Annotated in this window: 22 protein-coding genes and 2 pseudogenes; 19 read left to right on the top strand and 5 right to left on the bottom strand. The window is 76.0% G+C overall.

The annotated features are described in order from the left end of the window. Positions 1-83 precede the first annotated feature (83 nt). The 7 genes and pseudogenes from GC089_RS11935 (at position 84) to nagB (ending at position 7,515) form a co-directional block, all read left to right on the top strand. Positions 84-1,016: a PfkB family carbohydrate kinase gene (locus GC089_RS11935; protein WP_155377848.1), complete on the top strand. Its 933-nt coding sequence runs from the start codon at positions 84-86 to the stop codon at positions 1,014-1,016. A gap of 153 nt (positions 1,017-1,169) precedes the next feature. Next, complete coding sequence (locus tag GC089_RS11930; protein WP_155377847.1) at positions 1,170-2,345, top strand: ROK family transcriptional regulator; 1,176 nt, start codon at positions 1,170-1,172, stop codon at positions 2,343-2,345. Between the two features lie 124 nt (positions 2,346-2,469). Beyond that, the gene (locus tag GC089_RS11925; protein WP_155377846.1) at positions 2,470-3,738 is read left to right on the top strand and encodes an extracellular solute-binding protein; all 1,269 of its coding nucleotides are present in this window, start codon (positions 2,470-2,472) and stop codon (positions 3,736-3,738) included. A 30-nt stretch (positions 3,739-3,768) separates the two neighbouring features. Then, a complete protein-coding gene (locus GC089_RS11920; protein ID WP_230684770.1) occupies positions 3,769-4,755 on the top strand; it encodes a carbohydrate ABC transporter permease in 987 nt (328 codons plus the stop codon). Then, on the top strand, positions 4,752-5,684 hold the full coding sequence (locus GC089_RS11915; protein WP_370513995.1) for a carbohydrate ABC transporter permease: 933 nt from the start codon (positions 4,752-4,754) through the stop codon (positions 5,682-5,684). The genes GC089_RS11920 and GC089_RS11915 overlap by 4 nt, the downstream gene beginning before the upstream one ends. A gap of 3 nt (positions 5,685-5,687) precedes the next feature. After that, a pseudogene (locus GC089_RS11910) lies at positions 5,688-6,596 on the top strand (ROK family protein); the annotation flags it as partial. Positions 6,597-6,732: 136 nt separating this feature from the next. Then, positions 6,733-7,515, top strand: a complete 783-nt coding sequence (gene nagB / locus GC089_RS11905) for a glucosamine-6-phosphate deaminase (RefSeq protein WP_155377845.1) — start codon at positions 6,733-6,735, stop codon at positions 7,513-7,515. A gap of 46 nt (positions 7,516-7,561) precedes the next feature. Here nagB and GC089_RS11900 read toward each other — a convergent pair whose 3' ends face one another. From GC089_RS11900 to GC089_RS11890, 3 genes are read right to left on the bottom strand one after another with little or no spacing between them, the layout of a single operon-like run. Next, a complete protein-coding gene (locus GC089_RS11900; protein ID WP_155377844.1) occupies positions 7,562-7,927 on the bottom strand; it encodes a GntR family transcriptional regulator in 366 nt (121 codons plus the stop codon). Continuing rightward, on the bottom strand, positions 7,924-8,691 hold the full coding sequence (locus GC089_RS11895) for a hypothetical protein (protein ID WP_155377843.1): 768 nt from the start codon (positions 8,689-8,691) through the stop codon (positions 7,924-7,926). The genes GC089_RS11900 and GC089_RS11895 overlap by 4 nt, the downstream gene beginning before the upstream one ends. After that, positions 8,679-8,885 (bottom strand): hypothetical protein, encoded by a 207-nt coding sequence (locus GC089_RS11890; RefSeq protein ID WP_155377842.1) that lies wholly within the window; start codon positions 8,883-8,885, stop codon positions 8,679-8,681. Before GC089_RS11890 ends, GC089_RS11895 begins: the two co-directional genes overlap by 13 nt. 115 nt (positions 8,886-9,000) lie before the next feature. On the opposite strand from GC089_RS11890, the gene GC089_RS11885 reads away from it, so the two are divergent. From GC089_RS11885 to GC089_RS18450, 3 genes are all read left to right on the top strand, one after another. Then, positions 9,001-9,381 (top strand): DUF3039 domain-containing protein, encoded by a 381-nt coding sequence (locus GC089_RS11885; RefSeq protein ID WP_155377841.1) that lies wholly within the window; start codon positions 9,001-9,003, stop codon positions 9,379-9,381. After that, complete coding sequence (locus GC089_RS11880) at positions 9,378-11,186, top strand: DEAD/DEAH box helicase (RefSeq protein WP_155377840.1); 1,809 nt, start codon at positions 9,378-9,380, stop codon at positions 11,184-11,186. Before GC089_RS11885 ends, GC089_RS11880 begins: the two co-directional genes overlap by 4 nt. A 245-nt stretch (positions 11,187-11,431) precedes the next feature. Then, on the top strand, positions 11,432-11,590 hold the full coding sequence (locus GC089_RS18450; RefSeq protein WP_168800592.1) for a hypothetical protein: 159 nt from the start codon (positions 11,432-11,434) through the stop codon (positions 11,588-11,590). A gap of 134 nt (positions 11,591-11,724) precedes the next feature. On the opposite strand, the gene GC089_RS11875 is transcribed toward GC089_RS18450, so the two are convergent. After that, on the bottom strand, positions 11,725-13,113 hold the full coding sequence (locus GC089_RS11875) for a nicotinate phosphoribosyltransferase (protein WP_155377839.1): 1,389 nt from the start codon (positions 13,111-13,113) through the stop codon (positions 11,725-11,727). 102 nt (positions 13,114-13,215) lie between these two features. On the opposite strand from GC089_RS11875, the gene clpS reads away from it, so the two are divergent. The 8 genes and pseudogenes from clpS to GC089_RS19755 all read left to right on the top strand — a co-directional run bounded on the left by clpS (position 13,216) and on the right by GC089_RS19755 (position 20,259). Then, positions 13,216-13,512, top strand: a complete 297-nt coding sequence (clpS, locus tag GC089_RS11870) for an ATP-dependent Clp protease adapter ClpS (protein WP_196250690.1) — start codon at positions 13,216-13,218, stop codon at positions 13,510-13,512. Between the two features lie 193 nt (positions 13,513-13,705). Beyond that, entirely contained in the window at positions 13,706-14,167 is a 462-nt protein-coding gene (locus GC089_RS11865) for a DUF2017 family protein (protein WP_155377838.1), read from the top strand. A 10-nt stretch (positions 14,168-14,177) separates the two neighbouring features. Further along, positions 14,178-15,002: a glutamate racemase gene (murI, locus tag GC089_RS11860; RefSeq protein WP_155377837.1), complete on the top strand. Its 825-nt coding sequence runs from the start codon at positions 14,178-14,180 to the stop codon at positions 15,000-15,002. After that, the gene (locus tag GC089_RS11855) at positions 14,999-15,787 is read left to right on the top strand and encodes an MBL fold metallo-hydrolase (RefSeq protein WP_155377836.1); all 789 of its coding nucleotides are present in this window, start codon (positions 14,999-15,001) and stop codon (positions 15,785-15,787) included. The genes murI and GC089_RS11855 overlap by 4 nt, the downstream gene beginning before the upstream one ends. Before the next feature lie 312 nt (positions 15,788-16,099). Beyond that, positions 16,100-17,023, top strand: coding sequence for a hypothetical protein (locus GC089_RS11850; RefSeq protein WP_155377835.1), 924 nt, complete (start codon positions 16,100-16,102; stop codon positions 17,021-17,023). Between the two features lie 146 nt (positions 17,024-17,169). Beyond that, positions 17,170-17,973 (top strand): ribonuclease PH, encoded by an 804-nt coding sequence (rph, locus tag GC089_RS11845; RefSeq protein ID WP_155377834.1) that lies wholly within the window; start codon positions 17,170-17,172, stop codon positions 17,971-17,973. Then, a complete protein-coding gene (rdgB, locus tag GC089_RS11840) occupies positions 17,970-18,596 on the top strand; it encodes an RdgB/HAM1 family non-canonical purine NTP pyrophosphatase (RefSeq protein WP_155377833.1) in 627 nt (208 codons plus the stop codon). The genes rph and rdgB overlap by 4 nt, the downstream gene beginning before the upstream one ends. Continuing rightward, a pseudogene (locus tag GC089_RS19755) lies at positions 18,593-20,259 on the top strand (ABC-F family ATP-binding cassette domain-containing protein). The gene rdgB and the pseudogene GC089_RS19755 overlap by 4 nt, the downstream one beginning before the upstream one ends. Positions 20,260-20,324: 65 nt before the next feature. Here the strand turns inward: GC089_RS19755 and GC089_RS11830 are convergent. Further along, the gene (locus tag GC089_RS11830; protein ID WP_155377832.1) at positions 20,325-20,879 is read right to left on the bottom strand and encodes an NUDIX hydrolase family protein; all 555 of its coding nucleotides are present in this window, start codon (positions 20,877-20,879) and stop codon (positions 20,325-20,327) included. A gap of 141 nt (positions 20,880-21,020) precedes the next feature. Here GC089_RS11830 and trxA point away from each other — a divergent pair, with 141 nt between their 5' ends. Beyond that, positions 21,021-21,398 (top strand): thioredoxin, encoded by a 378-nt coding sequence (gene trxA, locus GC089_RS11825; protein ID WP_155377831.1) that lies wholly within the window; start codon positions 21,021-21,023, stop codon positions 21,396-21,398. Positions 21,399-21,570 lie beyond the last annotated feature (172 nt).

Genomic DNA, 21,570 nt, shown 5'->3' with positions numbered 1-21,570 from the left:
AAACCCCGGAGTATGACGGTTCGATGAGAGCTGCGGGCACGCGCACGTGCGTGTGACCTGCGACGCTGCGACGATCGGGGGTGATGCGGACGGCGTGGGGGAGCGGCGGGCTCGTGTGCTGCGGGCTGACGACGCTCGACGTGCAGCAGACCGTCGAGGCCCTTCCCGGGCCGGACGAGAAGGTCGTCGCCGAGGACCTGGACGTCACGTTCGGCGGCCCCGCCGCGAACGCCGCGGCGGTCGCGGTCGCGCTCGGCGTGCCCACCCGTCTCGTGACGGCCCTCGGCGCCGGGCCGCTCGCCGACGTGGCCCGGGCAGGGCTGGTGGAGGCCGGCGTGGAGGTCGTCGACCTCGCCGCGGGGCGCCACGGCGTGCTGCCCGTCTCGACCGTGCTCGTCACGCGGGCGACGGGTGCCCGGGCGGTCGCGTCCGTGAACGGCGCCCGGGCGGGCGAGGTCGTCGCGGACGGCCCCGTTGACGCGCTGCTCGACGGCGCGGGGGCCCTGCTCGTCGACGGGCACCTGCCCGGTGTCGCCACCGCGATCGCGGGCGCCGCGCGCCCGGCCGGCGTCCCGGTGCTCCTCGACGGCGGCAGCTGGAAGCCCGGGACCGAGGCGCTGCTCGGGCTCGTCGACCTCGCGGTGCTGTCCGCCGACTTCCGGCCGCCGTCCGCCCCGGCCGCCCCGGCGCGCCCGGAGGACGTCGACGCGCTGCTGGACGCCGTCGCCGCGCACGGCCCGCACTTCGTGGCCCGCTCGGCCGGTGCCGGGGCCGTCCGCGTGCGCGAGGTGCGCGCGTCGTCCGTGCACCGGACGTCGGTGCGCCCGGCGCACCTGCTGCCCGGTGCCGTGGTCGACACGCTCGGCGCGGGGGACGTGCTGCACGGCGCCATGGCGGCGGCCCTCGTGCGCGGCGCCACGCCGCTCGTCGCGCTCGCCGAGGGGGTGCGCTGCGCGACGCTGTCGGTGGAGCACCGCGGCGCCCGCGGGTGGCTGGCCGCCCTCCGCGCCGGCTGACCGCGTCGGACGGCCGCGGGCCGGGGTCGTCGTGCGGTGCGTCCGCGCCGGGCGTCGCCGGGGTGCTACGGCCTTGTGAACCAGCGGTCACGATGTGATCACGGTCACGACACCTCCTTGACGCGCTTTTGTAAGGAAGGTCTACTAACAAACGTGACCACGACGACGCGGCCCGGCGGCAGTGCGGCCAACCCGGTGCGCCGGGGGCTGCGCCCCACCACCAAGGTGCTCCCCGAGCACGCCCGCGCGCACAACCGGTCGCTCGTCCTCGGGCACCTGTTCCACGAGGGGCCCTCGTCGCGCGCCGACATCGCGCGGAGCACGGGGCTGACGCGCGTCACGGTCTCGGACCTCGTCGCGGCGCTCCTCGGGGAGGGGCTCGTCGCGGAGCTCGGCGTGCGGTCGGAGGGACGGGTCGGCAAGCCGGCGACGCTCGTCGGCCTGCGGTCGGCCGAGCACCACGTCGTGGCCGTCGACCTCACCGACGACGCGACCGTGCTCGGGGCGGTCATGACGCTCGACGGCGAGGTCGTCACGCGCGTGCACGAGCCCACCGCCGGCACCACGGGCACGGCCGCCGTCGACCTGGTCGAGGACGTGTGCCGCCGGCTCCTCGCGGCCACCGCGCGGCCGGTCGTCGGCGTCGGCATCGCCTCGCCCGGCGTCATCGACGAGGCGGGGGTCGTCCTGCAGGCGCCGAACCGCGGCTGGTACGACGTCCCGCTCGCGTCCGGGCTCACCGCCGCCCTGGGCGTGCCGGTCCACGTCGCCAACGACGCGAACACGCGCGCCCTGGGGGAGTACACGTTCGGCGCCGCCGACCCCAGCACCATGATCCTCACGGTCGGCCAGGGCGTCGGCGCCGGCCTCCTCGTCGACGGTGCGCTCGTGCGCGGGCGCGGCCACGCGGCCGGGGAGATCGGCCACGTCACGGTCGTCGACGCGGACACCCCCGGCGAGGACGCCCAGGCGTGCGCGTGCGGCCGCACCGGCTGCCTCGAGACCGTCCTCAGCGCCCCGGCCCTGCGCCGCCGCGTCGCCGGCCTCTCCCCTCAGGACTCCGACGCCGCGCTGGCGTCGGTCGGACGGATGCTCGGGCGCGCCCTGGCACCCGTCGTCAGCGCGCTCGACCTCGCCGAGGTCCTGCTCTCCGGTCCGCCGGAGCTGCTGGACGGACCCCTGCGCGAGGCGGCGCTCACGACCGTGCGCGACCGCACCATGCCCGTCATCGGGCAGGGCCTGCGGCTGCGCGCGGCCACCCTCGACGAGGACGCGGCGCTCGCCGGCGCCGCCGTGCTCGTCCTGTCCGGTCAGCTCGGGATCACGTGACGGTCCCGCGCTGACAGGCCGGCCCGGGGCCACGTGACGACCCCGGACCGACCGTCATCAGGTCGGCAGCTACCCCCGGCGTCGTCGGCGTGACGACCGCCTCGCTCATGGGAGGAACTCCAACGTGAAGATCCTACGTTTCGCGGCCGTCGGCCTCGCGGCGGCGCTCGCGCTGACGGCGTGCTCGTCCGGCTCGGCCGGCTCCGGCGGTACCGACGCGGGCTCGGAGGGGGCCGAGATCCGCGTCTGGCTCGTCGGCACCGACACGCCCGACGAGGCGCGCACCTACCTCAAGGAGACGTTCGAGGAGCAGAACCCGGGCTCCACGCTCGTCGTGCAGGAGCAGGCCTGGGACGGCCTCGTCGACAAGCTGACGACGTCGCTGTCCGGCTCCGACAGCCCGGACGTCGTCGAGGTCGGCAACACGCAGGCGCCGACGTTCACCTCGTCCGGCTTCTTCGCCCCGCTCGACGACATCGCCGAGGAGCTCGGCGGCGACGACCTGCTGCCCGGGTTCGTCGAGTCCGGCACGTGGGACGGCACGTTCTACGCGGCCCCGTACTACGCCGGCTCGCGCGTGGTCTTCTACAGCCAGCAGATCCTCGGGGACCAGCCGGTCCCGACGACGCTCGACGAGTACGTCGCCGCCGCGAAGGCCGCCACGACGGACACCCACTCGGGCGTCTGGTTCCCCGGCCAGGACTGGTACAACATGCTGCCCTTCGTCTGGGAGAACGGCGGGTTCGTCGCCGAGCAGGAGGGCGAGGAGTGGAAGGCCGGCTTCTCCTCCGAGGGCGGCATCGCGGGCCTGCAGCAGGTCCAGGACCTGTTCCTCAACGCCTCGCGCGCGCCGAAGGACGGCGACGAGACGAACCTGCAGGTGCCGTTCTGCGAGGGGACGACGACGTTCCTCTCGGCGCCGAGCTGGCTCAAGTGGTCGATCCTCGCGGAGGCCGACGCCGACGTCCCGGGCTGCCCCGAGACCTACGGCGCGGACCTGCACGCCTTCCCGCTTCCCGGCAAGGACGGCGGTGCGGCGCAGGTGTTCGCCGGCGGGTCCAACGTCGCGGTCGCGGCCAAGTCGGCGAACCCCGACCTGGCGAAGAAGGCCCTGACGATCATGCTCTCGGACGAGTACCAGACGATCCTCGCCGAGAACGGCCTCATCCCCGCCAAGGTGTCGCTCGCCGACGCCCTGCCGGACGACGAGATCACGGCCGCCGCGGCGGCCGCCGCGGCGAACGCCCGGCTGACCCCGGCCACGCCGCGGTGGGGCGACGTGGAGGCGCAGAAGGTGATCCAGGACGCGCTCGTGCGCATCGCGCAGGGCGAGGACGTCCCGACCGTCGCCGAGGAGCTCGACAGCACCATCGAGTCGATCCTCAACGGCTGATCGCGTGCGCCGGGTCCCGCCCCACGCGGGGTGGGGCCCGGCGCCGGCGGGAAGGACCCCCATGAGCTCCACGACGCTCCCGGCCGCACCGCCGTCGGCGGCACCGGCCCCCGCGCCTCGCGCGCGGTCACCCCGGCCCGGCTCCTGCCGTGGCTCCTGCTGGCCCCGAGCCTCGCCGCGCTGCTGGTCGTGACCGGCTGGCCGCTGGTGCGGATGGTGTGGCTGTCGTTCCACGAGTACGAGCGGGCCCAGCTCATGGGCGTGCCGGCGCCGTGGGTCGGCGTGCAGAACTACGTCGACACCCTCACCGACCCCCGCTTCTGGACCGTCACGCTGCGCAGCTTCGGCCTCATGGTCGCCTGCGTCGTCCTGACCATCACGCTCGGCACCCTCGTCGCGCTGCTGCTCATGCGGCTCGGGCGCGTCATGCGGCTCGTGCTGTCGGTCGGGCTGCTGCTCGCGTGGGCCATGCCGCCCCTGGCGGCGATGCTCGTGTGGGGGTGGATGTTCGACACCCGCTACGGCGTCGTGAACCACGCGCTCACGGCCCTGACCGGCGAGAGCTGGATGGGGCACCCGTGGCTCATCGAGCCGCTGCAGTTCTTCGCGGTCGCCACGCTCGTCATCGTGTGGGGTGCCATCCCGTTCGTCGCCTTCACGCTGTACGCGGGCCTCACCCAGGTCCCGCACGAGGTGCTCGAGGCCGCGCAGATCGACGGCGCCGGGGCCCGCAAGCGCTTCTTCCGCATCCAGGTGCCCTACGTGCGCGCCATCTACACCGTGCTGATCGTGCTCTCGATGATCTGGGACCTGAAGGTGTTCACGCAGATCTTCGTGCTGCAGGGCATCGGCGGGGTCAAGTCCCAGACCAGCACGCTGGGCGTCTACATCTACGAGATGGGCATGGCGCAGGGCCACTACGGGGCCGCGAGCGCCATCGCCGTCGTGTTCACCGTGATCATGCTCGCGATCTCCGCCTACTACGTGCGCGCGACCATCAAGGAGGAGGAGCTGTGAGCATCGCCGCCGCCGGCGCCGCGCCGGCCGTCAGCGCGGACGCGCGTCCCGTGGCCGTGCCCGCCGTCGTCGCCCCGCGCCGCCGCTCGCGCCGTCGCCGGGTGTCGTCGTGGGGCTGGGGTCTCGTCGCCGTGCTCGTGGCCGCCGCGTTCGCGTTCCCCGTCTACTGGATGGTCAACACGTCGCTGCTGCCGACGAACGAGATCATCGGCCCGCGCGTGCACTTCTGGCCGGACCAGTTCACGCTGCGCAACTACGAGACGGCGATCTTCGACCAGGTGCGCGCGCCGTTCCTGCCCGCGCTCGGGACGTCGCTGACCGTGACGTTCCTCGTGCTCGTCGCGTCCATGCTGTTCGCGTTCGCCGGGGCCCTGGCCGTGACCCGGTTCCGCTTCCGGGGACGCCGTGCGTTCGTGCTGTCGATCCTCGTCGTCCAGATGATCCCGGGCGAGGCGATGATGATCAGCATCTTCCAGCTCGTCGACGGGTGGCGGCTGCTCAACACCGTGGTGGGGCTGGGGATCGTCTACCTGGCCGGCGTGCTGCCGTTCACGCTGTGGACGCTGCGCGGCTTCGTCAACGGCGTGCCGGTCGAGCTCGAGGAGGCCGCGATGATCGACGGCTGCTCGCGCGGCCGCGCGTTCTGGCGCGTGACGTTCCCGCTGCTCGCACCGGGCCTGGTCTCCACGGGCGTGTTCGCGTTCCTGCAGGCGTGGAACGAGTTCATGATGGCGCTGATCATCATGACGCGGCCCGAGCAGATGACCCTGCCGGTGTGGCTGCGCACGTTCCAGCAGGCGACGCGGGCGACGGACTGGGGTGCGCTCATGGCCGGCTCGGTGCTCGTCGCGGTGCCCGTCATCGTCTTCTTCCTGATCGTGCAGGGGCGGATGACCGGCGGGCTCGTGTCCGGAGCGGTCAAGGGCTGAGCGATGGACACCACCACCCTCGGCGCCGCGGGGTCGCCCGCCGTGCGCGCCACGCTCCCCGTCGACGCCCCCGACGGCGTGCGCGCGGACGCCCGGGCGGCCCGCGCACCGGGCTGGTCCGTCGGCGTCGACGTCGGCGGCACGAAGGTCCTCGCGGTGCTGCTCGACCCCGACGGTCGCGTCGTGCGCACGCACCGGTCGCGCACCGTGCCGGGCCCCGACGGCCTGCTGGACGGCGTCACCACCGCGGCGCGCTCGCTCGCGGTCGCGCACGGGCTGCCGCTCGAGCGGCTCGCGGGCGTCGGCGTCGGGGTCCCCGGGGTCGTCGACCCCGTGACCGGCACCGTGGAGCACGCGGTGAACGTCGGCGTCGCGGCCCCGTTCGCGCTCGCCGCCGCCGCGTCCGCCGTGCTGGGCGCCCGTACGCCGGTGCGCGTCGAGAACGACCTCAATGCAGCCGTGCTGGGCGCCGCGCACGCCGTGCCGGAGCCCGACCACCCCGGCGACGCGCGCGACCTCGCGTTCCTGGCGCTCGGCACGGGTGTGGCCGCGGGCCTGCTGCTCGGCGGGCGGCTGCGGCGCGGGACGCACCGCGCCGCGGGGGAGATCGGCCACCTCACGCTCGTGCCCGACGGGCTGCCGTGCACGTGCGGGCAGCGCGGGTGCGCGGAGCAGTACGCGTCGGGCAGCGCGCTCGACGCCGCGTGGCCGTCCCCGGACGCCCGCCCCGCACCGGCCGTGCTGTTCGAGGCCGCGGCGGCGGGCGACCCCGAGGCCGTGGCGGTGCGCGACCGGTACGCCTGGGCCGTCGGCGCGTGCGTGCGCGTGCTGGTCCTCACGTGCGACGTCGACCGCGTCGTCGTCGGCGGCGGGGTCGCCGGTGTGGGGGAGCCGCTGCTCGTGGCCGTGCGGGCGGCGCTGGACGCGGACGCGGCGGCCTCGCCGTTCCTCGCGTCGCTGCGGCTCGCGGACCGCGTGCGGCTCGCGCCCCCCGACGTGCCGGTCGGCGCGGTCGGTGCTGCGCTGGTCGGGCGGGGGAGGTGGTCTGATGGAGGTCGTGATCGCGCCCGTGCCGGAGCTCGCGCGGCTCGCGGCCGACGCGGTGCAGCGGCTGCTCGCGGCGCGGCCGACCGCGGTGCTGGGGCTCGCCACCGGGTCCAGCCCGCTGCCGGTGTACGACGAGCTCGCGCGCCGGCACGCCGAGGAGGGGCTGTCGTTCGCGCGCGCCCGCGCGTTCCTCCTGGACGAGTACGTCGGCCTGCCGGCCGACCACCCCGAGCGGTACCGCACCGTCATCGAGCGCGAGCTGGTGTCCCGCGTCGACCTCGACCCCGCGGCCGTGCTCGGGCCCGACGGGCTCGCCGACGACGTCGCGGGCGCGTGCGCCGCCTACGAGCGCGCGATCGCCGACGCCGGCGGGGTGGACCTGCAGCTGCTCGGCATCGGCACGGACGGCCACGTCGCGTTCAACGAGCCCGGCTCGTCCCTCGCCTCGCGCACGCGCGTCAAGACGCTCACCCGCCAGACGCGCGAGGACAACGCCCGGTTCTTCGGCGGTGACGTCGACGCGGTGCCCACCCACTGCCTCACCCAGGGGCTCGCGACGATCATGTCGGCGCGGCACCTCGTGCTCGTCGCGCACGGGCGCGGCAAGGCCGAGGCGGTGCACCAGCTCGTCGAGGGGCCGGTCAGCGCGATGTGGCCGGCGACCGTGCTGCAGATGCACCCGCACGTGTCGGTGCTGGTGGACGAGCCGGCGGCGAGCCGGCTGCAGCTCGCGGGCTACTACCGGGAGACGTGGGCGTCGAAGCCGTCGTGGCAGGGGCTGTAGGGCGGGTGCTGCAGGGCGGGTGCTGCAGGGCCGTGCCCGGCGCCGGTCAGGGGGCCAGCAGGACGCCGCGCACGAGGTCGAGCGCCTCGTGCGGGCTCAGGCCCGCCGCCCGGGCCGCCTCGGCGTAGGCGACGGCCGCGGCGCGCGGCGCGGCGTCGGCCGGCACGACACCGGCGGCCACGACCGTGCCCGCGCGCCGGCGGGTCACGACGACGCCGGCCGCCTCCAGCTCCCGGAAGGCGCGCGCGACGGTGCCGGGCGCCACGCCGAGGTCCGTGGCGAGCGCGCGGATCGTCGGCAGCCGGTCCCCGGGACGCAGCCGTCCGGCCGCGACGTGCGCCACGACCTGCGCCCGCACCTGCTCGTAGACCGGGACCCCGGAGTCGAGGTCGACCTCGAGCCGCGCGCTCACGGCGCCGTGGGGAGGGGGACGACGGGCGCGGCGGCGTCCCGGGCGGCACGGTGCAGCGCGATCGCGGCGACGACGAGCGCCACGACCCCGACCGCCGCGCCGGCCACCAGGACCGCGGTGCCCGCCGCGACCACCGCCGGCGCGCCGTGCCACGTCTCGACGCCGTCCACGACGGACGGCCACGGCGTGGCGACGACGCGCAGCGTCCCGCCGGCGACACCGAGGACGCCGGCGAGCGTGCCGCCGAGGACGAGCTGCGTCCCGGCGAGGGCGCGCCCGGCGGACGCCCGCCGCAGCCGGGCGTCGTCCTCGTCGGTCGTGGCGGCGACCACGGGCCGCGCGGTGACGAGGCGCAGCACGCCCTCGGCGGCGGCGAGCACGACGAGTGCCGCGGCGGTCAGGGGCAGACCGTACGCCCAGCCGGGGTACGGTCCCGCACCGGACGTGGCGTCCGGCGAGAGCCGCAGCGCGACGGACCTGCCGTCCGGCGCCGCCGTCAGGCCGAGCACGAGCGTCGCGAGGGCGAGCCCGCCCGTCCAGCCCCACGTCAGCCGGCGGAGGGCTCGCGGTGCGACGTCGCGCACGCGCCGGGGCCGCAGCGGTGCTCTCCGGATCGCCCCGTCGGGTCGTGGCCACGTGCGCTCGCCCACCGCGGCCACGAGGAGGAACGCGAGGCCGGCGGCGGCGGGGACGGCGCCCAGGAGGAGCCCCTGGCGGGGCCCGGGTGCGGCGAGGGCGGGCGCTGCGAGCGTCACCAGCAGCATGGCCCCCACGCGAGCGTCGTCACCACGCCGGCGTGGCGGCGTGCGCGGCGGTGCGCGGCGGGCGCGGCGTGGACGTCGACGGCGCCCGGAGGTGCCGCCGGCGCCCGCGTCGCGGCCGCGAGGCCCGCCGCGACGGCGAGCGCCAGGCCCAGCCCGAGCAGGGCGACGAGCACGAGCAGCAGGTAGTGCGACATCGGACCTCCTGTGTCAATGTGGCAAAACATTGATACACAGTTGTGGTGCGCGTCAACCGCCACGCGCGCCTGGGTGCCCCCGGAGGTGTCCGACCCGGCACGTACGATGGAGGCCATGAGCGACCCCACCCCGCCGCCCACCGGTCCTGACGACCCGTTCGGCCCGGACGCCCGCGGGGCGACCTCGGTCCTCGAGCGCGAGGAGACGACCGAGCAGGTCGAGCCGGGCGACCACGAGCGCTTCGCGCACTACGTGCGCAAGGAGAAGATCATGGAGTCGGCCATGACCGGCCGGCCCGTGATCGCGCTGTGCGGGAAGGTGTGGGTGCCCGGTCGCGACCCGAACAAGTTCCCGGTCTGCCCGGTCTGCAAGGAGATCTACGAGGGTCTGCGCGAGCCGCAGGACGGCGAGGGCGACTCCGGCTCGGGCGGCGGTGGGGGCCGCGGCTTCTTCGGCTTCGGGCGGGGCAAGGGCTCCGGCTCGGGCGGCGCGTGAGCGCCGGACGCCGCCCCGCCGTCACCCACACCCCGCAGCACCCCTCGTCGTCGGCCGCGTCGCAGCTGCCGCCGGCCTTCCCGGCGCGTGCGCCGTGGGGCGCTGCGGGGAGCCTGCGGGCCTGGCAGGCGGAGGCGCTCGAGCTGTACCGCGAGCGGTCGCCGCGCGACTTCCTCGCGGTGGCCACGCCCGGCGCGGGCAAGACGACGTTCGCTCTGCGGATCGCGACCGAGCTGCTCGAGGCGCGGGTCGTGCGTCGCGTCACCGTGGTCGCGCCGACCGAGCACCTGAAGAAGCAGTGGGCGGACGCCGCCGCCCGCGTCGGCATCCGGCTGGACCCGCGGTTCAGCAACGCGCAGGGGCGGCACGGCGCCGGGTACGACGGCGTCGCCGTCACGTACGCGCAGGTCGCGAGCAAGCCGGCCCTGCACGCCGCCCGCACCGGCGCGGAGCGCACCCTCGTCATCCTCGACGAGGTGCACCACGGCGGTGACGCCCTGTCGTGGGGCGACGCGGTGCGCGAGGCGTTCGAGGGCGCCACGCGCCGGCTCGCCCTGACCGGCACCCCGTTCCGCTCGGACACCGCGCCCATCCCGTTCGTCACCTACGCGCCCGACGCGCAGGGCATCCGCCGCTCGCTCGCGGACTACACCTACGGCTACGGCGACGCGCTGCGCGACCACGTCGTGCGCCCCGTGCTGTTCATGTCGTACTCGGGGTCCATGCGCTGGCGCACCCGCGCGGGCGACGAGGTCGCCGCGCGGCTCGGCGAGCCGCTGACCAAGGACATGACCGCGCAGGCGTGGCGCACCGCGCTCGACCCGAACGGCGAGTGGATCCCCTCGGTGATCACCGCCGCGGACCGCCGCCTCACGGAGGTCCGCCGGACCGTGCCGGACGCCGGCGCGATGATCATCGCGACGGACCAGACGGACGCGCGCGCCTACGCGGGCCACATCGCCCGGATCACGGGGGAGTCGCCGACCGTCGTCCTGTCCGACGACGACGGCGCGAGCGACCGCATCGAGGAGTTCGCCGCGGGCGACTCGCGCTGGCTCGTCGCGGTCCGCATGGTCTCCGAGGGCGTCGACGTGCCGCGGCTCGCGGTGGGCGTCTACGCGACGAGCACGGCGACGCCGCTGTTCTTCGCGCAGGCCGTCGGACGCTTCGTGCGGGCCCGCCGCCGGGGCGAGACGGCGACCGTCTTCCTGCCGAGCGTGCCGCAGCTGCTCGAGCTCGCCTCGACCATGGAGGTCGAGCGCGACCACGCGCTCGACAAGCCCACGAAGGACGACGCCGACCCCGAGGCCGCGCTGCTGGCCGAGGCCCAGCGGGACCGCTCCGGACCGGACGCGGTCGGCCAGGACGGCGTCGCGGGCACGTTCGAGGCGCTCGAGGCGCAGGCGTCGTTCGACCGCGTGCTGTTCGACGGCGGCGAGTTCGGCACGGGCGCGGAGGTGGGCTCGGAGGAGGAGCTCGACTTCCTCGGCCTGCCGGGGCTCCTCGACGCCGACCAGGTCGCGACGCTGCTGCGCCAGCGGCAGGCCGACCAGCAGGGGGCCCGCCGGGCGCGCGGGCAGGAGGCGGCCCCGCCGCCGGAGATGGACCACCGCCAGCAGGCGGAGCTGCGCAAGGAGCTCGCGCAGCTGGTCGGTGCGTGGGCACGGCGCAGCGGGCAGCCGCACGCCACCGTCCACGCCGAGCTGCGCCGCCGCTGCGGGGGGCCCGAGGTCGCGCTCGCGGCGCCGGAGCAGCTGCAGGCGCGCGTCGCGATGCTCCGCGGGTGGTTCGTCGGCCGCCGCTGACGCGCCCGCGATCCGGTCCGTCTCGGCATCCGGACAATGAGACGGGGATGAGATCGCAGGTCAGGACGCTGGACGCGTGCCCACATAGCAGTAGGTCTTGACACCGCAAGTCGACCGTTCGAGGTGCCGGACGCCCCCGGGGCTGCCAGGCTCTTCACCGTGACAAAGCGGACCCGGGTTCCCCCGGGGCCATCGCACACGGAGCCCGGCGTCCACGGTCGCCGGCACCAGAAAGAGGTGTCCACATGCCCGCATGGCTCATCCTCATCCTCGTCGGCGTCGTCCTGCTGATCCTCGGCGTCGCCGGCATCGGCGAGTTCCTCATCTGGATCGGCGCCATCGTGCTCGTCGTCAGCCTGATCCTCGGCCTCGTCGGCCGTGGTCGCGGACGCGCGAGGATCTGAGCAGCCCCGCTCCGTCGGCGCCCACGGGCGCGGACGTGAGCGGACCGCGGTCGGCCGCTGCGCCGACCGCCACGGACACCGGGCCGGGACGCGACACGCGTCCCGGCCCGCGTCGTGCCCGGCGGCGCCCCCGGTCAGCCCAGCCGGAGCTCGACCGTCGGCACGGCGGCCTCGTCCGCCGACAGCCGCCGCGCACCCCGCGGGAGCTCGTCGCGCGACGCGCGGTGGCGCCGGGCCGCCGCGCGGACCCCGTCGGCGCCGGTCGTGCCCGGCACCACCTCGCCCTCGACCACGAGCGGCACGTGCAGGGGCCGCAGGTCCGGCGCCGGCTCCCGGCCCTGCGCGTCCGCCCACGCGACGACGGCGTCCTCCGGCCCGGTGACCAGCACCTCCTCGACCGCACGGCCGTCGCGGTCCAGCCGCCGCGCCGCGGACTTGCGCCCGCCCAGGCTCGTCTTGGAGCGCGAGGCCTTCGCCACCGGCTGCAGGACGCCCGCCGCGTCCTCGCGGGCCACGAGCTTGTAGACCATGCCGCACGTCGGCGCCCCGGAACCGGTCACCAGCGAGGTGCCCACGCCGTACGAGTCGACCGGCGCGACGGCGAGCGCCGCGATCGCGTGCTCGTCGAGGTCGGAGGTGACGACGATCTTCGTCCCCCGCGCACCGGCCGCGTCGAGCTGGGCCCGCACCTCGTGCGCGAGCACCGCGAGGTCGCCGGAGTCCAGCCGGACGGCGCCCAGCTGCGGTCCCGCCGCGGCCAGCGCGTTCTCCACCCCACGCCGCACGTCGTAGGTGTCGACGAGCAGCGTCGTCCCCGTGCCCTGCGAGGCGACCTGGGACGCGAACGCCGACGGCTCGTCGTCGTGCAGCAGCGTGTACGCGTGCGCGGCGGTGCCGATCGTCGGCAGCCCGTAGCGGCGGCCCGCCTCGAGGTTGCTGGTGGCGGCGAAGCCCGCGACGACGGCCGCGCGCGCGGCGGCCACCGCCGCCTGCTCGTGCGCCCGCCGCGCGCCCATCTCGAGGCACGGCCGGTCGACGGCGGCGCTGGTCATGCGGGACGCGGCCGACGCGACCGCGGAGTCGTAGTTGAGGACCGACAGCACGAGCGTCTCGAGCAGCACGGCCTCGGCGAACGTCCCCTCGACGACGAGCACCGGCGAGGCCGGGAAGAACACCTCGCCCTCGGCGTACCCGACGGCGGAGCCGGTGAACCGGTAGCCGGCGAGGAACTCGAGCGTCGCGTCGTCCACGACGCGCTCGTCCGCGAGCCAGTCGAGCTCGGCCCTGCCGAACCGGAACGTCTCGAGCGCCTCCAGCACGCGACCGGTGCCGGCGAGCACGCCGTACCGGCGGCCGTTGGGCAGCCGGCGGCTGAAGACCTCGAACACGCAGCGCCGGTGGGCGGTGCCGTCGGCGAGGGCGGCCTGGAGCATCGTCAGCTCGTAGCGGTCGGTGAGCAGGGCCGTGCTGGCCGTCGGGGCGGCCGGGGGTGCGACGGCGTCGCGCTCGCGCGTGTCGGTCATGGCGTCAACGTAGACGCGAGGGGACCGGCGCACACGCGCGCCGGGCGTCTCGGGGGACGTCGCGCGCTGGGGAGGCCGGCCGGGCGCACCTACAGTGGGGGCGTGCCCGCCCCGACCGCTGTGCCCGACACGACCGTCGAGGCCGACGAGGCCACCGGGCTCGCGGACGCCTGGGTGACCATCGTCTGGAACGACCCCGTGAACCTCATGTCGTACGTGACCTACGTCTTCCAGACCTACTTCCGCTACCCGCGGGAGAAGGCCGAGCGGCTCATGCGGCAGGTGCACGAGGAGGGGCGGGCCGTCGTGTCGACCGGCAACCGCGAGGCGATGGAGGTCGACGTGCAGGCGATGCACGGGTACGGCCTGTGGGCCACGCTCCAGCGCGGGGGCGAGTGATGCGCGCGTTCCGCCGGCAGAAGGGCCGGTACGTGGCCCGCCTGGACCCGGGCGAGCGGGCCGTGGTGGCGTCGGTCGTCGCCGACGTGGCCGAGCTGCTCGGGGCGGGGCGCTTCGAGGACGGCCCGCCCGCCGGCCAGGGGCGGGACCGGGTGCCCGCCCCGGCGACGCGACGACCGGGGGCCCCTGGAGCGTGCGCACCGCGCCGCTGCCGCCGCCCGACGACCCGGCGGTCCGCCGGCTCCTGCCCGACGCCTCGCGCGAGGACCCCGAGGTCGCGGCGGAGTTCCGCCGGCTCACCGAGGACGACCTGCGCGCCCGCAAGATCGCCCGGCTGCGCTGCCTGTGGACCGCGCTCGTGCACGGTGAGCCCGGGTGGCCGCAGGACGCGTTCGTCGTCGCCCCGGCGTCGGCGGACGAGGTGGCGGCCACCCTCACCGACCTGCGGCTCGTCCTGGCGGACCGCCTCGAGATCCGCACCGACGCCGACTCCGAGGCGCTCTACGACGGCCTCGCGACGGCACCCGAGGACGACGTGCGCACGTACCTCGCGTCCGTGTACGGCGCACTGTCCTGGCTCCAGGAGTCGCTGCTCGCTGTGATGCTGGCCGCACACGACGCGCGGCCGCCGGGCGGGGCACGGTCCGACGACTAGTCTCGGACGCGTGAACGACGCCCCCATCGGCATCTTCGACTCCGGCGTCGGCGGGCTCACGGTGGCCCGTGCGGTGCTGGACCAGCTGCCGACGGAGTCGACCCTGTACATCGGCGACACGCTCAACGGGCCGTACGGTCCCAAGCCGCTCGCGGCGGTGCGCGCGCACGCGCTCGAGGTCATGGACGACCTGGTGGACGCGGGCGTGAAGATGCTCGTCATCGCGTGCAACAGCGCGTCGTCGGCCGTCCTGCGCGATGCGCGCGAGCGGTACACCCTGCGTCGCGGGCTGCCCGTGGTGGAGGTGGTCCTGCCCGCGGCGCGCCGTGCCGTCGCCGCGACGCGCAACGGGCACATCGGCGTCATCGGCACCCGGGCGACCATCGACTCGCGCGCGTACGACGACGCCTTCGCGGTCGCGCGCGTGCAGCTGACCACGCAGGCCTGCCCGCGGTTCGTCGAGCTCGTCGAGGCCGGCGTCACCTCGGGCCCCGAGGTGCTGGACGTGGCGCACGAGTACCTCGCCCCCGTGCGCGCGGCGGGCGTCGACACGCTCGTCCTCGGCTGCACCCACTACCCCCTGCTGACCGGGGCGATCTCGTACGTCATGGGCGACGACGTCACGCTCGTCTCGAGCGCGGAGGAGACCGCCAAGGACGTCTACCGCCAGCTCGTCGCGCACGACCTCGAGCGCGACCCGTCGTCGGGGCCGCCCACGCACCGGTTCCTCGCCACGGGCGACCCGGTGGCGTTCACCGCGCTGGCACGGCGGTTCCTCGGGCCCGAGGTCGACGTCGTCGAGCCGCGCGCCGCGCTGCGGGGGGTCCTGCGATGAGGCTCGTCGTCGTCGGCTGCGCGGGCTCGTTCCCCGGTCCCGACTCCGCGGCGTCGTCCTACCTCGTGCAGGCCGAGGACGCGGACGGGCGCACGTGGTCGGTCGTGCTCGACCTCGGCAACGGCGCGCTGGGCCCGCTGCAGCGGTACGGGGACCCGACGGCGCTGGACGCCGTCGCGCTCTCGCACCTGCACGCCGACCACGTGGCCGACATGGCGGTGCTCGGGGTCCTGCGGCGCTACCGCCCGGACGGTCCGCTGCCGCCGCTGCGCGTCCTCGGTCCCGAGGGCACCGTCGAGCGCATCGCGCAGATCGCCGGCAAGGACCCCGCGACGGACACCGGCGAGCAGTTCGACGTGGGCACGTGGGTCCCCGGACGGCCCGTGACGGTCGGGCCGCTCACCCTGGAGCCGGTGCCCGTGCTGCACCCCGTCCCGGCGTTCGGCGTGCGCGTCAGCGGCCCCGCCGAGGACGACCCGTCCCGCACCGTGGTGCTCGCGTACAGCGGGGACACCGACGCGTGCGAGGGGCTGGACGCCCTCGCGGCCGACGCGGACGTGCTGCTCGCCGAGGCGGCGTTCCACGAGGGTCGCGACGACGCGGTGCGCGGCGTCCACCTGACGGGTCGCCGTGCGGCGCAGGCCGCGGTGCGGGGGCGCGCCCGGCACCTGGTCCTCACGCACGTCCCGGCCTGGAACGACCCCGAGCGCACCCTCGCGGAGGCGGCCGCCGTCTACGACGGCCCCACGACCCTCGCCCACCCGGGCCTGACGGTCCGCCTCTGACCCACCGAGCCCCCTCGTGCCGCGAGCGCGCCACTCGTCGCGCGAGCGCACCACTCGTGTCCGGTGCGCTCGTCCGACTTGTGGCGCGCTCGCCTAGCCCGCGCGCTGCCGCCGCCCATCGGCGGGGCCGGCGCCCCTGCGAGCGCGTCCCTGATCCACTCGGCGCGCTCCCCTCGTGCCGCGAGCGCGCCACTCGTCACGCGAGCGCACCACTCGTGTCCGGTGCGCTCGACCGGGGAGTGGTGCGCTCGCGGGGGCTGTGGACGGAGGTGGGCGGCCGTGCGGCGACGGTGGCACCGTCGCGGAGTGGACGTGGAGAGCAGCCGGACGGTGCCCGTGCCGGCGTTGGTGCACGTGGGAGCGGCCTCGGTCGGACGTCGCGGGCGCAGCTACGACGACGTCGTCGGGCCGCTGCGCAGGGGTGAGCTGCACCGGGTGCGCCGCTCGGCCTACGTACCCGCGCAGGAGTGGGCGGGCTGGGACGTCGTGGAGCGGCACCGCGCCCGGATCGGCGCGGTCGTCGCGGCGGCACAGGAGCCGCCGGTGCTGTCGCACTGGTCGGCCGCCGTGGTCCACGGACTGCCTCTCGTCGGACGGCCGGACGACCGGGTGCACGTCGTGCGGGCGTCAGCGGACGGTGGCCGCTCCCGAGGGGACGTGGTCCGCCACGCCACCGCGGTGCCGGTGGAACCGGTGCTCGTCGCCGGGCTGCTCGTGACGCCCGTCGCACGCACGGTCGTGGACCTGGCGCGCCGTGGCGGCGTGGTCGCGGGCGTGGTGGCCGGCGACCACGCCCTGCGTGCAGGGCTGGCGGACCGTGAGGCGCTCCAGGACGAGCTGCACCTGCTGCAGCGGGGGTCCCGCGGCTCGCGCGTCGCGCGGCGCGTGGTCGATCTGGTGGACGCACGAGCGGAGTCGGCCGGGGAGTCGCTGAGCCGCGTGCGAATGGACGAGGCCGGCCTGCCCGCGCCCGTGCTGCAGCACGTCGTGACCGACGCGCACGGGTTCGCCGGGCGCGTGGACTTCTGGTGGCCCGCCGCGCGGGTCGTCGGCGAGTTCGACGGGCGCCTGAAGTACCGAGGCGACGTCGAGGACCCGGCCGAGGCGGTCTGGCGCGAGAAGGTCCGCGAGGACCGCATCCGCGCCACCGGCGTCACCGTGGTCCGCTGGACGTGGCAGGACGCGTGGACGGGCGCCCCCATGATCGGCCGCCTCCGTCGAGCGGGCGTCGGATGACGCCGAGCGCGCCGCTCGCCGGGCGAGCGCGCCTGTCGTGTCCGGTGCGCTCGTCCGGGGAGTGGTGCGCTCGGCGGGGGAGTGGTGCGCTCGGCGGGGGCGGACGGGGGCGTGGTGCCGGGGCGGGGGCACGTAGGGTCGGGGGCATGGGTGCTCCGACGTCTGACCTCCCCCTGCGCGCCGACGGGCGGCGCGCCGACCAGCTGCGGCCCGTGACGATCACGCGGCGCTTCCTCGAGGCGGGGGAGGGCAGCGTGCTCGTCGAGTTCGGCGGCACGAAGGTGCTCTGTGTCGCGTCCTTCACCGAGGGGGTGCCGCGCTGGCGCAAGGGCTCCGGCGAGGGCTGGGTGACGGCCGAGTACGCGATGCTGCCCCGCGCGACCAGCAGCCGGTCGGACCGCGAGTCGGTCAAGGGACGCGTCGGCGGGCGCACGCACGAGATCTCGCGCCTCGTCGGGCGGTCGCTGCGTGCGGTGGTCGACGTCGCCGCGCTCGGCGAGAACACGATCGTCCTCGACTGCGACGTGCTGCAGGCGGACGGCGGCACACGCACCGCCGCCATCACCGGCGCCTACGTGGCGCTCGCGGACGCCGTCGCGTGGGCGCAGCGCAAGCGCCTGGTCAAGCCCGGCAAGCAGGTGCTGACGGACTCCGTGGCGGCGGTGAGCGTCGGCGTGGTCGGCGGCCGCACCGTGCTCGACCTGCCCTACGAGGAGGACGTGCGGGCGGAGACCGACATGAACGTCGTCGTCACCGGATCCGGCACGTTCGTCGAGGTGCAGGGCACGGCCGAGCACGCGCCGTTCGACCGCGCCGAGCTCGACGCGATGCTCGACCTCGCGCTCGCGGGCACCGCCGAGCTGGCCCGGCTGCAGGCCGCCGCGCTCGCGGCCGAGCCCTCCGACGGCTCCGCCACGCGGGCCGCGCAGGGCACGGGGGTGACGGCGTGAGCGTCCCCGCGGGTGCCCGGCTCGTCCTGGCCACGCACAACCAGCACAAGATCGGTGAGCTGCGCGCCATCCTGGCGCCCGCACTGCCGGGCCTGCCGCCCGAGGCGGTCGTCGGCGCACGGGACGTCGGTGCGCCGGAACCGGTCGAGGACGGCGTGACGTTCGCCGAGAACGCGCTCATCAAGGCCCGCGCGCTCGCGGCGCACACCGGTCTGCCGGCGGTCGCGGACGACTCCGGGCTCGCCGTCGACGTGCTCGGCGGCGCCCCCGGCATCTTCTCCGCCCGCTGGTCCGGGCGGCACGGCGACGACGCCGCCAACCTCGCGCTCCTGCTCGCACAGCTCGCGGACGTCCGTCCCGAGCACCGCGGGGCGCGGTTCGTCTGCGCGGCGGCGCTGGTGACGCCGGACGGGACGGAGCACGTCGAGCTCGGCACCCTCGAGGGCACGCTCGCGACGGCCCCGCTCGGCGCGGGGGGCTTCGGCTACGACCCCGTCCTCGTGCCGGCCGGCGACACCCGCACGTGCGCGGAGCTGACGCCCGAGGAGAAGAACGCGATCAGCCACCGCGGCCGGGCCTTCCGGGCGCTCGTGCCGGCGGTCGTGGCGGCCCTGGGCGGATGAGTGAGGCGGGGGCCCCGGCGCGTCCCGGCGAGGTGCAGCTCGTCGCCGAGGGCGTGACCTTCGGCTACCCGGGGCGGCCCGTGCTCGACGCGCTCGACCTGACCGTGTCGGCCGGGGACCGCATCGGGCTGGTCGGCGAGAACGGCGCGGGCAAGTCGACGCTGCTCGCGGTCCTGGCCGGCCGCCTGCAGCCCCAGCAGGGCCGGGTGCGCCGGCAGGGGACGCTGGCCGTCGTCGAGCAGGACCTCGACGTGCGCGCGGGGGAGACGGTCGGCGCGCTGGTGGACGCCACGCTCGCGGCCGCCCGGACGGCGGCGGACGAGCTGCAGGCCGCGATCGACGCGTTCGACCACGACGGGGGCGACGTCGCGTGGCTGTCGGCCGCGATCGCCCGGTACGAGCACCTCGCGGCGTGGGACGTCGACCGCCGCGTCGACGAGGCGCTGGCCCGCTTCGGGGCTCCGCGCGACCGCGACCGCCGGCTGGACGAGCTGAGCGTCGGCGAGCGGTACCGCGTGCGCCTGGCGTGCCGCATCGCCGAGCGCAGCGACCTGCTGCTGCTCGACGAGCCGACGAACCACCTCGACGCGGCCGGCATCGACCACCTCACCGAGCGGCTGCGCGGATGGCACGGCGGGCTCGTCATCGTCACGCACGACCGGCGCCTGCTCGACGACGTCATGACCGCGATCCTCGACATGGACCCGTCGATGGACGGGCGGCCCGTGCTCTACGGCGCCGCGCGGTACGCGGACTACCGCTTCGCGCGGGACCAGATGCTGCGCCGCTGGCGCGCGCGGTACCGGGCGGAGCGCAAGCGCGCGGACGTGCTCGCCGCGCGGCTCGACGCGTCCTACGAGGGCCTGTCCGACGAGTGGCGCCCGCCGAAGGGCTCCCAGAAGCACCGCCGCGGGACGCGCGCGCGCACGCACGTGAAGGCGGCGGACCGGCTCGTGCAGCAGCTGGAGCGCGACGCCGTGGAGGTGCCGGTGCCGCCGCCGACGCTGACCTTCCCGGACCTGCCGTCCGTCCCGCCCCACTGGCCCGGGGCCCGCTGCTCGACCTGCGCGCCCCGCGCGTCGCGGGACGGCTCGACCTGCCGGGCCGCCGGCTCGAGGTCCCGCCCGCGGGCCGGCTCCTCGTCACCGGCCCGAACGGGTCGGGCAAGTCGACGCTGCTCGCCGCGCTGGCCGGCACCGTCCCCCTCGACCGTGGCTCGCGCGCGGTCGGGCCGCACGTGCGCCTGGGCGTGCTCGGCCAGGAGGGGCCGGCGGAGCACGTGGCCCCGCCGGCCACGGGGGAGGCGCCCCCGACGGCGTTCGACGCGTACGCCAAGCACGCGCTGCGCCTGCTCGAGTCGGGGCTGCTCGACCCGGAGCGGCTCGTGCCCGTCGCGTCGCTGGGCCTGCTCACGGAGGAGGACCTCGAGCGGCCGCTGCGCGAGCTGTCCCTCGGGCAGCGCCGGCGCTTCGACCTCGCGTGCGCGCTGCTGTCGGCCCCGCACGTGCTGGTCCTCGACGAGCCGACGAACCACCTCTCGGTCGGCCTGGTGGACGAGCTCACGGCGGCGCTGCGCGCGACGTCCGCCGCCGTCGTGGTCGCGACGCACGACCGCGCCCTGCGCGCCGACCTCGCGGACTGGCCGCAGCTCGCGCTCGGCTGACCGAGGGCCGGGGGCCGGGCCCGAGCCGGGACCCAGGCCTCGCGCGGACGGTCCCGGTCGACAGGTCAGGGCAGGCGTCCCACCCAGGCCATCGCCTGGCGCAGCAGCAGCCCCTGGCCGCCGTTCATCTCGACCTGCACGGCCTCGGTGCAGACCTCCTCGGGCGTGAGCCAGGCGAGGTCGAGCGCGTCCTGCTGGGGCCGGCAGTCGCCCGTGACGGGCACGACGTAGGCGAGGGACACCGCGTGCTGGCGGGGGTCGTGGTACGGCGTCACGCCGGGGGTCGGGAAGTACTCGGCGACGGTGAAGGGCTGCGGCGACGCGGGCACCTGCGGCAGCGCCATGGGGCCCAGGTCCTTCTCGATGTGCCGCAGCAGCGCGTCGCGCACGCGCTCGTGGTGCATGACCCGGCCCGAGACGAGCGCGCGGGACATGACGCCCTCGGGCGTCACGCGCAGCAGCAGCCCGACCGCGACGACGTCGCCGGACTCGTCGACCCGCACGGGCACGGCGTCGACGTAGAGGACGGGGACCTGGGCGCGGACGGTGGCGATCTGCTCGGGGCTGAGCCAGCCGGCGGGACGCTCGGGGTCGCGGGGGAACTCGGCGGACGCGGTCACCGTGCAGTTCTACCGCGTGCCGGCCCGTGCGCCGACCAGCGGCACGCGGGCGTCCGTCGGGCGGTCCGCGTCACAGCGCCGGGGAATACCGCGGCGCGCGCGGGCGCTGTACCGCACGCAACCGCCAGGAGGAGAGAGCACATGGCCACGACAGCGCTGACCGCCGACACGATCGCGGACACCATCAAGGACAACGACATCGTGCTGGTGGACTTCTGGGCGTCCTGGTGCGGGCCCTGCCGCATGTTCGGCCCCGTCTTCGAGGCGTCGTCCGAGCAGCACCCGGAGATCGTGCACGCGAAGGTCGACACCGAGGCCGAGCAGCAGCTCGCCGCGGAGCTCCAGATCACGTCGATCCCCACGCTCATGGCGTTCCGCGACGGGATCCTCGTCTTCAACCAGGCCGGCGCGCTGCCCGCGCCGGCGCTCGAGCAGGTCGTCACCGCGGTGAAGGACCTGGACATGGACGAGGTGCGTGCGCAGATCGCCGCCCGTCAGGGTGCCGACGCACAGGTCTGAGACCGCGCAGGTCCGAGACCGCGCCGCTCGCCACGAGCACCGTCCCGAGGGGCGTCCGCCGACACGGCGGGCGCCCCTCGGCGCGTCCGAAGGCAGCGGGTCGGCCGTTCCGGATGCGGACCGCGCCGACGCCGACCTACCGTGGTGAGATCGCTTCCACGCCGTGCGCGAC

Source organism: Cellulomonas sp. JZ18 (genome assembly GCF_009720485.1).
Classification (GTDB): domain Bacteria; phylum Actinomycetota; class Actinomycetes; order Actinomycetales; family Cellulomonadaceae; genus Cellulomonas.
The sequence above is the reverse complement of the archived record's forward strand: the minus strand, read 5'-3'. Positions and strand labels throughout refer to the sequence as shown.

What these genes read in the sequence shown, in the direction of transcription:
- GC089_RS11935 (WP_155377848.1), top strand. Translation starts at nt 84, where the DNA reads ATGCGGACGGCGTGGGGGAGCGGCGGGCTCGTGTGCTGCGGGCTGACG.
- nagB (WP_155377845.1), top strand. Translation starts at nt 6,733, where the DNA reads ATGGAGGTCGTGATCGCGCCCGTGCCGGAGCTCGCGCGGCTCGCGGCC.
- GC089_RS11895 (WP_155377843.1), bottom strand. Translation starts at nt 8,691, where the DNA reads ATGCTGCTGGTGACGCTCGCAGCGCCCGCCCTCGCCGCACCCGGGCCC.
- GC089_RS11890 (WP_155377842.1), bottom strand. Translation starts at nt 8,885, where the DNA reads ATGTCGCACTACCTGCTGCTCGTGCTCGTCGCCCTGCTCGGGCTGGGC.
- GC089_RS11885 (WP_155377841.1), top strand. Translation starts at nt 9,001, where the DNA reads ATGAGCGACCCCACCCCGCCGCCCACCGGTCCTGACGACCCGTTCGGC.
- GC089_RS18450 (WP_168800592.1), top strand. Translation starts at nt 11,432, where the DNA reads ATGCCCGCATGGCTCATCCTCATCCTCGTCGGCGTCGTCCTGCTGATC.
- GC089_RS11875 (WP_155377839.1), bottom strand. Translation starts at nt 13,113, where the DNA reads ATGACCGACACGCGCGAGCGCGACGCCGTCGCACCCCCGGCCGCCCCG.
- GC089_RS11855 (WP_155377836.1), top strand. Translation starts at nt 14,999, where the DNA reads ATGAGGCTCGTCGTCGTCGGCTGCGCGGGCTCGTTCCCCGGTCCCGAC.
- rph (WP_155377834.1), top strand. Translation starts at nt 17,170, where the DNA reads ATGGGTGCTCCGACGTCTGACCTCCCCCTGCGCGCCGACGGGCGGCGC.
- trxA (WP_155377831.1), top strand. Translation starts at nt 21,021, where the DNA reads ATGGCCACGACAGCGCTGACCGCCGACACGATCGCGGACACCATCAAG.